The organism is Dysosmobacter welbionis, assembly GCF_005121165.3.
Classification (GTDB): Bacteria; Bacillota; Clostridia; order Oscillospirales; family Oscillospiraceae; genus Oscillibacter; species Oscillibacter welbionis.
In genome coordinates, this window is the sequence record NZ_CP034413.3 from 2,342,442 (window position 1) to 2,354,655 (window position 12,214).

13 protein-coding genes are annotated in these 12,214 nt (G+C 66.4%); 10 read left to right on the forward strand and 3 right to left on the reverse strand.

Annotation, left to right across the window (positions count from 1 at the left end; translation table 11 throughout):
* Nucleotides 1-44: 44 nt before the first annotated feature.
* Entirely contained in the window at nt 45-1,382 is a 1,338-nt protein-coding gene (locus EIO64_RS12340) for a helix-turn-helix domain-containing protein (protein ID WP_136891431.1), read from the reverse strand.
* 229 nt (nt 1,383-1,611) lie between these two features.
* Here EIO64_RS12340 and EIO64_RS12345 point away from each other — a divergent pair, with 229 nt between their 5' ends.
* The 8 genes from EIO64_RS12345 to EIO64_RS12380 all read left to right on the forward strand — a co-directional run bounded on the left by EIO64_RS12345 (nt 1,612) and on the right by EIO64_RS12380 (nt 8,723).
* Nucleotides 1,612-2,634 (forward strand): C45 family autoproteolytic acyltransferase/hydrolase, encoded by a 1,023-nt coding sequence (locus EIO64_RS12345; protein ID WP_136891432.1) that lies wholly within the window; start codon nt 1,612-1,614, stop codon nt 2,632-2,634.
* 57 nt (nt 2,635-2,691) lie between these two features.
* Nucleotides 2,692-4,167 (forward strand): 4-alpha-glucanotransferase, encoded by a 1,476-nt coding sequence (malQ, locus tag EIO64_RS12350; protein WP_136891433.1) that lies wholly within the window; start codon nt 2,692-2,694, stop codon nt 4,165-4,167.
* A 44-nt stretch (nt 4,168-4,211) separates the two neighbouring features.
* Nucleotides 4,212-4,667, forward strand: coding sequence for a GNAT family N-acetyltransferase (locus EIO64_RS12355; protein WP_136891434.1), 456 nt, complete (start codon nt 4,212-4,214; stop codon nt 4,665-4,667).
* Between the two features lie 218 nt (nt 4,668-4,885).
* Nucleotides 4,886-5,152, forward strand: coding sequence for a TM1266 family iron-only hydrogenase system putative regulator (locus EIO64_RS12360; RefSeq protein WP_025545700.1), 267 nt, complete (start codon nt 4,886-4,888; stop codon nt 5,150-5,152).
* Nucleotides 5,153-5,163: 11 nt separating this feature from the next.
* Nucleotides 5,164-6,198 carry an ABC transporter substrate-binding protein gene (locus EIO64_RS12365; protein ID WP_412239956.1) on the forward strand — a complete coding sequence of 345 codons (1,035 nt, stop codon included), beginning with the start codon at nt 5,164-5,166 and terminating at the stop codon, nt 6,196-6,198.
* Nucleotides 6,199-6,267: 69 nt separating this feature from the next.
* A complete protein-coding gene (locus EIO64_RS12370) occupies nt 6,268-7,032 on the forward strand; it encodes an ABC transporter permease (RefSeq protein ID WP_136891435.1) in 765 nt (254 codons plus the stop codon).
* A 22-nt stretch (nt 7,033-7,054) separates the two neighbouring features.
* Nucleotides 7,055-7,594, forward strand: coding sequence for an ABC transporter ATP-binding protein (locus EIO64_RS12375; RefSeq protein ID WP_249390670.1), 540 nt, complete (start codon nt 7,055-7,057; stop codon nt 7,592-7,594).
* 286 nt (nt 7,595-7,880) lie between these two features.
* The gene (locus tag EIO64_RS12380) at nt 7,881-8,723 is read left to right on the forward strand and encodes a DegV family protein (RefSeq protein WP_119310487.1); all 843 of its coding nucleotides are present in this window, start codon (nt 7,881-7,883) and stop codon (nt 8,721-8,723) included.
* 109 nt (nt 8,724-8,832) lie between these two features.
* Here EIO64_RS12380 and EIO64_RS12385 read toward each other — a convergent pair whose 3' ends face one another.
* Complete coding sequence (locus EIO64_RS12385; RefSeq protein ID WP_021749284.1) at nt 8,833-9,204, reverse strand: RidA family protein; 372 nt, start codon at nt 9,202-9,204, stop codon at nt 8,833-8,835.
* Between the two features lie 158 nt (nt 9,205-9,362).
* On the opposite strand from EIO64_RS12385, the gene EIO64_RS12390 reads away from it, so the two are divergent.
* Together EIO64_RS12390 and EIO64_RS12395 are read left to right on the forward strand one after the other, a co-directional pair.
* Nucleotides 9,363-10,106 carry an acyl-[acyl-carrier-protein] thioesterase gene (locus EIO64_RS12390; protein WP_025545641.1) on the forward strand — a complete coding sequence of 248 codons (744 nt, stop codon included), beginning with the start codon at nt 9,363-9,365 and terminating at the stop codon, nt 10,104-10,106.
* Between the two features lies 1 nt (nt 10,107).
* Nucleotides 10,108-10,815, forward strand: a complete 708-nt coding sequence (locus EIO64_RS12395) for an alpha/beta hydrolase (RefSeq protein WP_136891436.1) — start codon at nt 10,108-10,110, stop codon at nt 10,813-10,815.
* Between the two features lie 64 nt (nt 10,816-10,879).
* Here EIO64_RS12395 and EIO64_RS12400 read toward each other — a convergent pair whose 3' ends face one another.
* Nucleotides 10,880-11,899, reverse strand: coding sequence for an alpha-hydroxy-acid oxidizing protein (locus tag EIO64_RS12400; RefSeq protein WP_021749287.1), 1,020 nt, complete (start codon nt 11,897-11,899; stop codon nt 10,880-10,882).
* Between the last annotated feature and the right edge of the window lie 315 nt (nt 11,900-12,214).

The following is a 12,214-nucleotide window of genomic DNA, read 5'->3' on the forward strand; positions in this document are numbered from 1 at the left end:
CAGTGCCCCGGAGTATCAAAACTCCGGGGCGCTGTTATGCGTCGTCAAAGCAGATCCCCCGGCTGCCAGTCGGCGGGCAGATCCTGCGGGGTTTGGACGTTCCCGCTCTGGTCGAGCCTGTAAGCGCACAGAATGGTCCATGTGGTCTGGCCGTGGTCATCGGTGATGCAGACGGCGGCTGTCAGGGTTTCCCCGGGCAGGAGTTCACAGGTGAAGGTGTAATCCGTCCAGTTATACATTTCCACAAACCCGGCCTCTGCCCACAGCTCCAAGGCCTCCGGAACGGGGACGGACGATTCCGGGACTGTCTCCTGATTTCGGTAGAAGCAGATCTCCACCTGAGACGGGGAGGGGCTGAAATGGGTGTTGCCTCCATGAGAGATGGAAAGGGACAACCCGCCCAGCGTGAGTTTCTTGCTGGTCTGCGGCCAGGAATCGCTCTGGAAATCTCTCCACTGGTTGGCCCAGTCGGTTTGGCTGAACCCACCCCACACATCCAGCCGGAAATTTCCGGGCAGACAGTCGTACAAGGTTTCCATCTGGTCGGCGGCAGTGACGCCATCCGTGGTGAGGGATGCGGAGAGAAGGATTTCCTGATCCATGGGAAGGGTCCAATTCTGAGCGGTGAAGGTTCCGTTTTTCCCAGAGGCCTCCGCAGAAAACTGCCGGCCGTCCGAGAGAAGGGCGGTGAAGAGGGCGGTGGTGTTGTCCTGCCAGCTTTTGGCCTGGGCCGACACCTGAAGGGTCACAGTCCCCGCTGCCAGGTCGTAGTCCGTAACCCGCGCCTGGGAAACCGCAAAAAGATTGGAATCCTCATCCAGGAGATCCCGGATCTGCCCGGCAAGTGCCCCAATCTGGCCGCTGACGCTGCTCTCGATACCGTACACCTGAGACTGGACTTGATCCAGGCGGCTGCCAAGGGCGGAAAGGCCGCTGCCCAAAGCCAGCGCCGCCGTCAAAGCCGCGCCGCAAATCCCGGCGCTTACGGCGATTTTTTTCTTCCGGCTCCACCTGGGGTTCTGGACGACCTGGGCCGCGTCAAGATATTTTTTTGCGATGGCCTCCACTGCCGCCAGCTCCCGGTCGGTCAGCTCCCCCGCCGGGGCGGTGCCCTCCACGCCTTCACCGGGGGCTTCCGGGGCATCTTTTTCGGAACGGTCCTCCGCCGCTTCCGGCTCTACTCCCAGCAGGGCGCCGATGGTGACGCCAAAGATCCGGCTCATGGCGATCAGGTTCTCCAGTTCCGGCACGGCGGCGTCCGCCTCCCACTTGCTCACCGCCTGGCGGCTGACGCCCAGCCGCTCCCCCAGGGATTCCTGAGAGAGGCCGGCGGCCTTTCGGGCCTCCTGGATGCGGCGGCCCAGGGTCTGCTGCTCCCGCATGGTATCAACTCCTTTGCCCTCACCATACCAGAGAGCGGGAAAAAGCGCAACCACCGGCGGGTTTCCCGGATGTCAACCACGGGTTGCGGATGGGAAAAAGAAAATAATTTCCCCTGAATCTCCTGAAAAAACAAATAAAAAATCTCTGCTTGACAACAATTTTTTATTGTTCTATGGTAAGGGCAGAGCTGCCGGCGGCTCCTGACAGAACTGGAAGGAGCGAATACACATGAATCATTTGACCTTGCGGGGCACCCACCGGGAGATGGGCTTTCAGTGGGGCGCCCGGCTGGCGGAGCGCGGCCTGCGCCTGCTGGACCATGTGCCCTTTCCCCTGGAGGCGGAGCGGCGGGCCTTTGCGGCTGCCTGCCACCCGGCGTATGCGCGCCATTTCCCCGCCGCCCTGGAGGAGCTGGAGGGGCTGGCGGCGGGGCAGAACTGCCGGCAGGAGGACTTGGAGACGGTCCTCTTCACCACCTACGCCCTGCCGCCCGCCTGCGGCTGTTCCTGCCTGGCGGTGTCCAACGGGAACGGGGTGTTCTTCGGACGGAACAGCGACTTTCTGACGGCGCTGGAGCCGGACTACACCCATGTGACATACGGATTTTCCGACAGGGCGATCCCCTTTACAGGGAACACCACCTCGTTTGTGCAGATGGAGGACGCCGTCAACGCCCGGGGACTGGCCATCGGGCTCACCTCTGTCTACACGCCCAGGCCCCGGCCGGGTCTGAACGCCGGCATGGTTCTGCGGCTGCTGGCAGAGACCTGCGCCGCCGTGCCGGAGGCCCTGGACCGCCTGCGGGCGCTGCCCCTGGCCTCCTGCCAGACGCTGACGCTGGCGGATGCCGCCGGGGACATTGCTGTGGCGGAGTGCAGCCCGGAGGGGATGCGGGTGGAGCGTCCCGGCCCGGCGGGACCCTTCGTCTGCGCCGCGAATCTCTTTCACTCGGATCTGGCGGTCCCGCTGCCGCCGGGGCTGGACTCCTGGCGGGCGGCGGAGCGGTACGACACGATGCGCCGGGTGCTGGAGCGGGAGGGGGAGACGCTGGCTCTTTCCGGCGTCCAGGCCCTGCTGGCGGGGCGAAAGGGCTTTCTCTGCCAGTATGACCGGGCTGCGGGGCGGGACACCGTCTGGTCCGCGGCCTGCGACCTGACCCGGCGGCGCTGCCTGCTGGCGGAGGGCAACCCGGGGCGGACGGCCTTCCGGGAGATTCCCTTCCCAGTGGAGCGGGGGGACAGCCGCCCTTGACACCCGCCGCCCGGCTGCATACAATAGAACGGAATCTGACAAAAAGGAGGGGCTGATATGGAGCGTTCCGCTGGCATCCTGCTGCCGGTGTTCTCCCTGCCGGGGCCTTACGGCATCGGCTCCCTGGGCCGGGAGGCCCGGGCCTTTGCCGAATTTCTCCACAACGCCGGGCAGAGGTGGTGGCAGGTGCTGCCGGTGGGGCCCACCGGAGCGGGGAACTCCCCCTACACCAGCGAGTCCACCTTCGCCGGGAACCCGCTGCTCATCGACCTGGAGGACCTGCGGGACCGGGGCCTGCTGACGGAGGCGGAGTTGTCCGCCGCCCGGGTGCCGGAGGGAGCGCCCATCGACTACGCCGCCCTCTATGAGAGCCGGGAGGCACTGCTGCGGCGGGCCTTCTCCCGGCTGGGCGGAGCGGAGGCCCAGTCCGTGCGGGACTTTGCCGCAGCCAATCCCTGGCTGGGGGAGTACGCCCTGTACCGGGCGCTCAAGGCCCGCTTCGGCCAGACGGCCTGGTTCGACTGGCCGGACAAGGACCTCCTGAACCGCGACCCGGCGGCGCTGGCGGCCGCCCGGCAGGAGCTGGCGGAGGATATCGCTTTTCACCAGGCGGTGCAGTTCTGGTTCTTCTCCCAGTGGAAGGCCCTGAAGGACCACGCCAACGGCCTGGGGGTGCGGATCATCGGGGATCTGCCCATCTACGTGTCCCTGGACAGCGCCGACGTGTGGAGCGAGCGGAGGGAGTTCCTGCTGGACGAGACGGGGCGGCCCAGCCGGGTGGCGGGCGTGCCGCCGGACTACTTCTCGGAGGAGGGCCAGCTGTGGGGCAATCCCCTGTACGACTGGGCGGCCCAGAAGCGGGACGGCTTCGGCTGGTGGATCAGAAGGGTGGAGGGCGCCTCCCGCCTGTTCGACGCCATCCGCATCGACCACTTCCGGGCCTTTGAGCGGTACTGGTCCGTCCCCGCCGGGGCGGAGACCGCCAGAGAGGGCCGCTGGGAACCCGGCCCCGGCATGGACCTGCTGCGGGTCCTGACCGGCTGGTTCCCCCACATCACCTACATTGCCGAGGACCTGGGGCTTCTCACGCCGGAGGTCCACCAGCTCCGGGAGGCGGCGGGCCTGCCGGGCATGAAGGTGCTGGAATTCGCCTTTTCAGACCCCGGCAACGACTATCTACCCCACAACTACGGCAGCCGCCGGTGCGTCTGCTACACCGGCACCCACGACAACGACACCGCCCTGGGCTGGTACGACCACGCGGGGGAAGCGGAGCGGGCCTTTGCGGAGCGGTATCTGGGCGCCTCCGGCCGGGAGAATGTCCGGCGGGCGCTGCTGCGGTGCGGCATGGGCAGCACGGCGGAGCTGTTCGTGGCCCAGATGCAGGACTACCTGGCCCTGGGCAGCGAGGGGCGGATCAACGTCCCCGGCGTGGCGGAGGGCAACTGGCGCTGGCGGATGGCCCCCGGCGCGGCCGCGGCCGGGCTGGCGGTGGACATCCGGCGGCTGACGGAGGTCTACGGCCGCTGCTGAGGACCGGAGAAGCGCCTGAGAAATTTTGACGGAGGGAAAGCGCGATGAAGATTCGGGAAGTAGAGGAGAGAACGCCCCGGCTGGTGGAACAGCTGGTGGACGTGTGGGAGGCGTCCGTGCGGGCCACGCATCTGTTCCTCTCCGCGAACGAGATCGCGGAGATCAAGCGGTATGTCCCCCAGGCTTTGATGGGAGTGGCGCATCTGGTGGTAGCGGAACGGGACGACGGCGCGCCCGCCGCCTTTATGGGAGTCCAGGACGGAAAGCTGGAAATGCTGTTCCTGGCGCCGGAAGAGCGGGGGAAGGGGCTGGGAAGGCAGCTCCTGGAGCATGGAATCCAGCGGTATGCGGTCGAATCCCTGGCGGTCAACGAGCAGAACCCCCAGGCCCGGGACTTTTATGAGCACATGGGGTTCCAGGTCTTTGAGCGGTCGGAGCTGGACGAACAGGGAAATCCCTATCCGATTCTCTACATGCGGCGGGAGACAGCCGCCCCTTGACGGGCGGAGCGTTCCATGGTATCATTTCCCTGTCCCTGGGAAGAAGCTCTGACCGGCGGACCGGACAATTTTGGATTCTGTCGCTCTGACCGGCACGGGCCAGCCCCGGCCGCAAGACGGGGAAGCGCCCGGCGGTGCCGGGCGGACGGCGCATGTCAAAATCCCCCTCTGCCAGCGCGGCGGAGGGGTTTACTTTTTGGAAAAAGGAGGAATCCTCTGTGGAGACCCGTGTGGCCGTGCTGGCGATCATCGTCCGGGACACGGCCTCTGTCCCGGCGCTGAACGAGCTGCTGCACCAGTACGCCCCCTATATCATCGGGCGGATGGGGGTGCCCTACCACGCCCGGGGCGTGAACATCATCAGCGTGGCGGTGGACGCACCGGCGGACGCCATCTCCGCCCTGTCCGGCAAGATCGGCCGGCTGGCGGGGATCACGGCCAAGACCGTTTACGCGCCGGAGGATGCGCTGCAACAAGGAAAGTGAGGAAACAGAAGATGAAACAGTGGATGAAGAAGAGTCTGGCGGCCTGCCTGGCCCTGGTTATGTGCCTGACCCTGGCCGCCTGTGGCGGGAAGGAGGGCGAGACGCCCGCGGAGGAGTCCGTCAACGTCCGGGTGGCGGCCCTGAAGGGACCCACCGCCATGGGCATGGTGAAGCTGATGAGCGATTATGCTCCTGTGGAGGAAGCGTTGGAGGATAAGGAGAATGTGGTGACCGCTGGCGGCGGAAACACCTATGAGTTCACCCTGGCCGCCTCCGCCGACGAGGTGTCCCCCAAGCTGATGCAGGGGGAGCTGGACATCGCCTGCGTGCCGGCCAACCTGGCCTCCGTGCTGTATAACCGGACGGACGGCGGCATCGTCACCCTGGCGGTGAATACCCTGGGCGTGCTGTATATTGTGGAGAATGGCAATTCCGTCCAGTCCATGGGGGATCTGGCGGGCCGGACTATCGTGGCCTCCGGCAAGGGCTCCACGCCGGAGTACGCCCTGCGGTATCTGCTGACGGAGAACGGCATCGACCCGGACACCGGCGTCACCATCGACTGGAAGAGCGAGCACAGCGAATGCGTGGCATCCCTGGCATCCGGCGCGGCTACCATCGCCATGCTGCCCCAGCCTTTCGTCACCGTGGCCCAGACCCAGCTGCCGGACCTGCGGGTGGCCCTGGACCTGACAGAGGAGTGGGACGCCCTGGACAACGGCTCCGCCCTGCTCACCGGCGTGGTGGTGGCCCGGGCAGACTTCGTGAAAGAGCACCCGGCGGCGGTCAGCAACTTCCTGGAGCAGTACAGCGCCAGCGTGGACTGGGTGAACGCCAACACCGCCGAGGCGGCGGAGCTCATCGGCGGCTATGACATCGTGGACGCTACTGTGGCGGAGAAGGCCCTGCCTTACTGCAATATCGTGTGCGTCACCGGCACGGAGATGATGGATATGCTGTCCGGCTATCTGAGCGTGCTGTGGGAGCAGGACGCAGAATCCGTGGGCGGCGGTATGCCCAACGACGACTTCTATTACGGCGCGTAACGGCTGACAAATTTTCCGCGCCCCGGGAACACCCGGGGCGCGGTGGTTTCCAGGAGAAAGGGGAGGCAGATGAAGCGGCGAACAGGCTCTGTCCGGCTGTGGGCGGCGGCCTTCTGGCTGCTGGTGTGGGAGGGGGCCAGTCTGGCCCTGGCGGCTACCACCGGCGGGCGGATGCTGCTGCTGGCCTCTCCGGTGCAGGCGCTGGGGCGGCTGCTGGCCCTGGCGGGCACGGCGGCCTTCTGGCAGGCGGTGGCCTTCTCCTCCCTCCGCATCCTGGGGGGCTTTCTCCTGGCCTGCGCGCTGGCGGCGGTGCTGGCACCGCTGGCGGCCCGTTTCCAGTGGGTCCGGGACCTGTTGAGCCCCCTGGTGGCGGTGGTGAAAGCGGTGCCGGTGGTGTCCTTCATCATCCTGGCGCTGATCTTCTTCTCGTCGGAGAACCTGTCTTTGCTGATCTCCGCCCTGATGGTGTTCCCGCCGGTGTATCTGAACGTGCTGGAGGGCATCGGGCACACGGACCGGCAGCTGCTGGAGATGGCCCGGGTGTTCCGGGTGCCGGTCTCCCGGCAGCTGCGGGGCATCTACCTGCCGGCGGTGCTGCCCTATTTCCGCTCCGCCGTGTCATTGGGGCTGGGCCTGTGCTGGAAGTCCGGCGCGGCGGCGGAGGTCATCGGCCTGCCTGCCGGGTCTATCGGCGAGGCGCTGTACACCGCCAAGGTGTACTTCCAGACCGGAGACCTCTTCGCCTGGACGGCGGTGATCGTGACGGTATCGGTGATATTCGAGCGGCTGTTCCTCCGCCTGGTGGACGCCGCAGTGAGAAAGGCGGGCAGCTGATGGAGATTGCGGTGAAGCACCTGTGCAAATCCTTCGGGGCCGGACGGTGCTGCGGGACTTGACCTTTACTGCGGGACCCGGCATTACGGCCGTCATGGCGCCCTCCGGGACCGGCAAGACCACCCTGCTGCGCATCCTGCTGGGGCTGGAGCGGCCGGACAGCGGCACGGTGGAGGGGCTTGCGGGAAAGCGGCTCACCGCCGTGTTCCAGGAGGACCGGCTGCTGGAGCACCTCTCCGCTGAGGGCAATCTCCGGTTTGTGCTGGGCCGGGTTTATGACCCCGCCGCGGCCCGGGCCCTGCTGGACCGGCTGGGCCTGCCGGACACGGGCGCGCAGCCGGTGCGGGAGTTCTCCGGCGGCATGAAGCGGCGGCTGGCCCTGGCACGGGCGCTGCTGGCGCCCTTTGACGCGCTGGCGCTGGACGAGCCCTTCACCGGCCTGGACCGGGAGAACCGGGACCTGGCCCTGGCCTGCATCCGGGAGACGGCGGGGGATCGGCCGGTACTGCTGGTGACCCACGATGCCGCCGACGCGGCGGGATCGCCGGTCGTCACGCTGTAAGGAAGAACAGAGCGCGGCGCCGCCTCCGGGCGGCGCCGCGGTGCGCCATAGGACTAGCTTTTTGGGAGAGACTATGGTACAATGGCCGCAAAGCGGCGGGAGGGCGCCTGCCATGGCTGGGACCACGCCCGGCCTCCTGCGGGACAGCCGCCCGGAGCACCAGATCCCCGCGGGGGGTGGCGCAGCAGCCGCAGCGTCAGCGCACCGCTCCCGTGGGGGGGCCGACCATCCAACAACCTCAACCCCGGACGGCCGTCCGGGGATGCGACCAAAAGGAGCTGTCTGTATGATTAAGATCACCACCGACTCCACCTGCGACCTGCCGCGGGAGCTGCTGGAGCGATACAATATCACCGTGACCCCGCTGGGGATCATCAAGGCGGGGAAGCTGTACCAGGACGGGGTGGACATCCGCACCGGGGACATCGCCGCCCATGTGGACGCCGGCGGCGAGATCACCACCACCAACGCCGTCAATGTGGCGGACTATGAGGAGCTGTTCCGCCGTCTGATGGAGGAGTATGACGCGGTCATCCACCTGAACATCGGCATGGGCTTTTCCAGCTGCCACCAGAACGCCCGCCTGGCGGCGGAGGAGGTGGACGGCGTGTATGTGGTGGACTCCGCCAACCTGACGGTGGGCCATGGGATGCTGGTGCTGGCCGCCGCAGAGGCCGCGGAGGCCGGGAAGTCTGTGACGGAGATCCTGGCGATGCTGGAGGAGATGATTCCCCGGGTGGAGACCAGCTTTGTGCTGGACCGGCTGGATTACATGAAAAAGGGCGGTCGCTGCTCCACCGCCACGGCCCTGGGTGCCAGCCTGCTGAAGCTCCACCCCTGCCTGGACGTAGTGGACGGCAAGCTGCCGGTGACGAAGAAGTACCGGGGCTCCATCGAGAAGGTGGTGGAGGAGTACGTCCGGGACCGGCTGCGGGACCGCGCGGACCTGGACACCCACCGGGCCTTTCTGGTGGACACCTGCCCGGACGACCACCTGGCCTCCATCGCCCGGGAGGTCCTGCGTCAGGACGGGCGGTTCCAGGAGATCATCGAGGCCAAGGCGGGGTGCACCATCTTCTGTCACTGCGGCCCCGGCACCCTGGGCGTGATCTTCCTGCGGAAGGCGTGAGACCGTGCGCGCTGCGGGCGGCAGGCCCGGCGGCCCGCTTCCCGCGCCCTGGCATCAAACAGAAGAGCCGGCCCCTCTGGGGACCGGCTCTCTTTGCTGGAAATCAGATTTACTTGACGGCGATGGCCTCGATCTCGCAGAGCACGCCCTTGGGCAGCTCTCGCACGGCCACGCAGCTGCGGGCGGGCTTGGAGGTGAAATACTTGGCGTACACCTCGTTGAAGGCGGCGAAGTCGCCCATGTCCGCCAGGAAACAGGTGGTCTTCACCACGCTCTCTAGAGTGACGCCGGCGGCCTCCAGAATGGCGCCCACGTTCTTGCAGCTCTGCTCCGCCTGTGCGGCGATGCCCTCGGGGATAGCGCCGGTGGCGGGGTCCACGGGAATCTGGCCGGAGGTGATGACCAGGTCGCCGAAGGCGTAGCCCTGGGAGTAAGGGCCGATGGCGCCCGGAGCGTTGGGGGTGGAAATCACGGTTTTCATGGGAAAACCCTCCTTTGATCGATTTGGATACCTTCATCATAACATCCGCCGCAGAAAAGTCAACTACCGGCGCTTGTGAAAAAGGGAAAATCGTGGTATACTTTTTTGGAATGTCTTACAGGAAGGGCGGACGGCCCGCCGGAAGGAGAAGAGCAAGTATGAGCGATTTGAGGGAAGTCCTTCAGGAGAACAGCTATCTGCGCCAGAAGCAGCTGATCTTCGCGGACTGCGACCGGTACCAGCGGGCCCGGGTGAGCACGCTGTTGAGCATCGCCGCCGCCGTGGCCGGGGCGGACTACGACGCCCGGGGTCTGACCTATGAGAAGCTCTATGAGATGCGGGAGGTGTTCCTGCTCTCCCGCATCGCCCTGCGGATCCATCGCTGCCCCAGGGCGCTGCAGGTGGTGGACGTCACCACCTGGGAGGACGGCGTCAAGGCCGCCCACATGCAGCGGGTGTATGAGATCACGGACAGGGAGGGACTTCTGGTGTCCATCCGCAGCGACTGGATTCTGGTGGACCCGCAGACCCGGCGCATCATGCGGCCCGGCACCTTCACAGCCAAGAAGCTGGGCACCTGCCCCAAGGCCATCGACGCTCCGGAGCCCCGGAAGATCCTGCTGCCCCGGGAGGGGGTTGAGGATCTGGGCGCCCGGAAGGTGGTCTGGTCCGACCTGGACGGTAACGGCCATGTGTACAGCGGCAACTACGGTGACTTCGTCTGGGACTACCTGCCCGCCGACCTGCAGGAAAAGGTGCCCCGGGAGTTCTTCATCAATTACAGCAAGGAAGCCACCCTGGGCCAGGAGCTGCGGATGGTGGGCTGCCGCAAGGGCGGCGAGTATCTGATGGAGGGCCTGGGCCCGGAGGGCGTCTGCTTCTCCGCCCAGTGCGTGTTTTAAGATGCGGGCGGAGCCGTTTTCCCTGGGCGGGATGCCGGCCCTCCGCTGGGGGCGGCCCAGCCGGCGGGGGATCCTCTACCTCCACGGCCAGGGCGGAAGCAAGGCGGAGGCTGCGTTCTTTGCCGCCGCGGCGGCGGACGCCGGGTGGCAGACCGTCAGCGTGGATCTGCCCGGCCACGGGGACCGGGAGTCAGAGGCCGCGGCTCTGGTCCCCTGGCAGGTGGTGCCGGAGCTGCGGTGCGCCCTGGCGGAGCTGCGGGGCAGATGGGACCGGGTGGGGCTCTTCGGCTCCAGCCTGGGGGCCTGGTTCGGCCTGCTGGCATATCCGGACGCGCCCCTGGCGGGGGCGCTGTTCCTCTCTCCGGTGGTGGACATGGAGGCCCTGATCCGCAAAATGATGGGCTGGGCCGGTGTCAGTGAGGAGCGGCTGGCCCGGGAGGGGCGCATCCCCACAACGTTCGGCCAGACCCTCTCCTGGGAATATCTGCGATACGTCCGGACCCACCCTGCCCGCCGGTGGCGGACGCCCACGGCCATCCTGTACGGCGCCCGGGACCATCTGACGGACCGGGAGACCGTGGAGGCCTTTGCCGCCCGGAATGGCTGCCGCCTGACTGTGGAGGAGGCCGGAGAGCACTGGTTCCACACGCCGGAGCAGCTGGCGGTGGTGGACCGCTGGCAGCGTGCCTGCCTGGCGGACCTGGAATAAGAGAACAGCGAAGCGCCGCCCCGCATCCGCGGGGCGGCGCTGTGATTTGAAGCGGGAGCAGAGCTCAGAACCCGTACAGCATGGAGCGGCTGATGTCCGCCAGGGAGTGGGCGCCGCACATAGCCATGGTGTCGGCCAGCTCGGCCTTCAGCTTTTCCACATAGGTCTTGACGCCCTCGGCACCGGCACCGTACACCATGGTGACGAAGGGCCGGCCGATCAGCACCGCGTCCGCGCCCAGGGCCAGGGCCTTGAACACGTCCATGCCGGTGCGGATGCCGCCGTCCACCAGAATGGTCATCCGGCCGCCCACAGCGTCCACGATGGCGGGCAGCACCTCTGCGGTAGAGGGGCACTGATCCAGCACCCGGCCGCCGTGGTTGGACACCACGATGCCCTTGGCCCCGGCCTCCAGAGCTTTCTTGGCCCCGGCCACGGTCATGATGCCCTTGACGATGAAGGGCTTCTCCGCCATGGCAACGATCTCGCGCAGCTCCTCCACAGTCTTGCTGCCGGCGGGGGGCGTCATGTTCTTCAGGAAGGGCAGGCCCGCCGCGTCGATGTCCATGGCGATGGCAAAGGGATCTGCGGCCTTCACCAGGTCCATCTTCTGCCGGATGGTCTCCAGGTTCCAGGGCTTGACGGTGGGCACGCCGCAGCCGCCGTTCTTGGCGATGGCCGCCGCAGCGCCCTCCATGACCGCAGGGTCCGTGCCGTCGCCGGTGAAGGCGGCGATGCCCGCTTCAGCACAGGCGGCCACCAGGATGTCGTTATAGGCCAGATCGTTGTACTTGTCCCCGTAGTGGAGCGTCATGGCGCCCACCGGGGCAGCGAAGACCGGCAGGTCCACCGTGCGGCCGAACAAGGTGAAGGAGGTGTCCACCGGCTTGTTCTCGCAGATGGTGTCCATGTTGACGCACAGCTCCTGCCACTTCTGATAGTTACGGATGAAGCCGGTCCCGATGCCCTTGGCGCCGGGGCCGGGGACGGTGTTCCTGCAGGCCAAGCCGTTGCACACGGGACAGGCCTTGCAGTAGGGGCCCATAGCGCCCCGCGCTTGTTCCAGAACTTCCTGATATGTCATAGATTTTCCCCTCCGAATTGTTTTCCGAAAACCGCGGCACGCCGCGGAAGGCTGCCTTGATTGTACTCCCTTTAAAAGAAAAAGGCAACCTTTGGCAGAGAAGTTCCCGGGCGCAAAAAGAGGCTGGAAAAATTTTTTGTTTTCCTGCAACATACGGCCCGCCTTTCCGTCTGAATAGGCAGAGGCCCCGGTTTGGAAGCGGGGCGTGAAAAGGAGGGTATTGGAATGAAAAGAGGCTTTGCGTGGCTGCTGACGCTGCTGGCGCTGCTGGGTCTGCTGTCCGGCTGCGGCGGTGGTGGTGATACGACTGTGTCG

Coding starts and splice junctions, on each gene's coding strand:
- EIO64_RS12340 (WP_136891431.1), bottom strand. CDS start 1,382: ATGCGGGAGCAGCAGACCCTGGGCCGCCGCATCCAGGAGGCCCGAAAG.
- EIO64_RS12345 (WP_136891432.1), top strand. CDS start 1,612: ATGAATCATTTGACCTTGCGGGGCACCCACCGGGAGATGGGCTTTCAG.
- malQ (WP_136891433.1), top strand. CDS start 2,692: ATGGAGCGTTCCGCTGGCATCCTGCTGCCGGTGTTCTCCCTGCCGGGG.
- EIO64_RS12355 (WP_136891434.1), top strand. CDS start 4,212: ATGAAGATTCGGGAAGTAGAGGAGAGAACGCCCCGGCTGGTGGAACAG.
- EIO64_RS12365 (WP_412239956.1), top strand. CDS start 5,164: ATGAAACAGTGGATGAAGAAGAGTCTGGCGGCCTGCCTGGCCCTGGTT.
- EIO64_RS12370 (WP_136891435.1), top strand. CDS start 6,268: ATGAAGCGGCGAACAGGCTCTGTCCGGCTGTGGGCGGCGGCCTTCTGG.
- EIO64_RS12380 (WP_119310487.1), top strand. CDS start 7,881: ATGATTAAGATCACCACCGACTCCACCTGCGACCTGCCGCGGGAGCTG.
- EIO64_RS12385 (WP_021749284.1), bottom strand. CDS start 9,204: ATGAAAACCGTGATTTCCACCCCCAACGCTCCGGGCGCCATCGGCCCT.
- EIO64_RS12390 (WP_025545641.1), top strand. CDS start 9,363: ATGAGCGATTTGAGGGAAGTCCTTCAGGAGAACAGCTATCTGCGCCAG.
- EIO64_RS12395 (WP_136891436.1), top strand. CDS start 10,108: ATGCGGGCGGAGCCGTTTTCCCTGGGCGGGATGCCGGCCCTCCGCTGG.
- EIO64_RS12400 (WP_021749287.1), bottom strand. CDS start 11,899: ATGACATATCAGGAAGTTCTGGAACAAGCGCGGGGCGCTATGGGCCCC.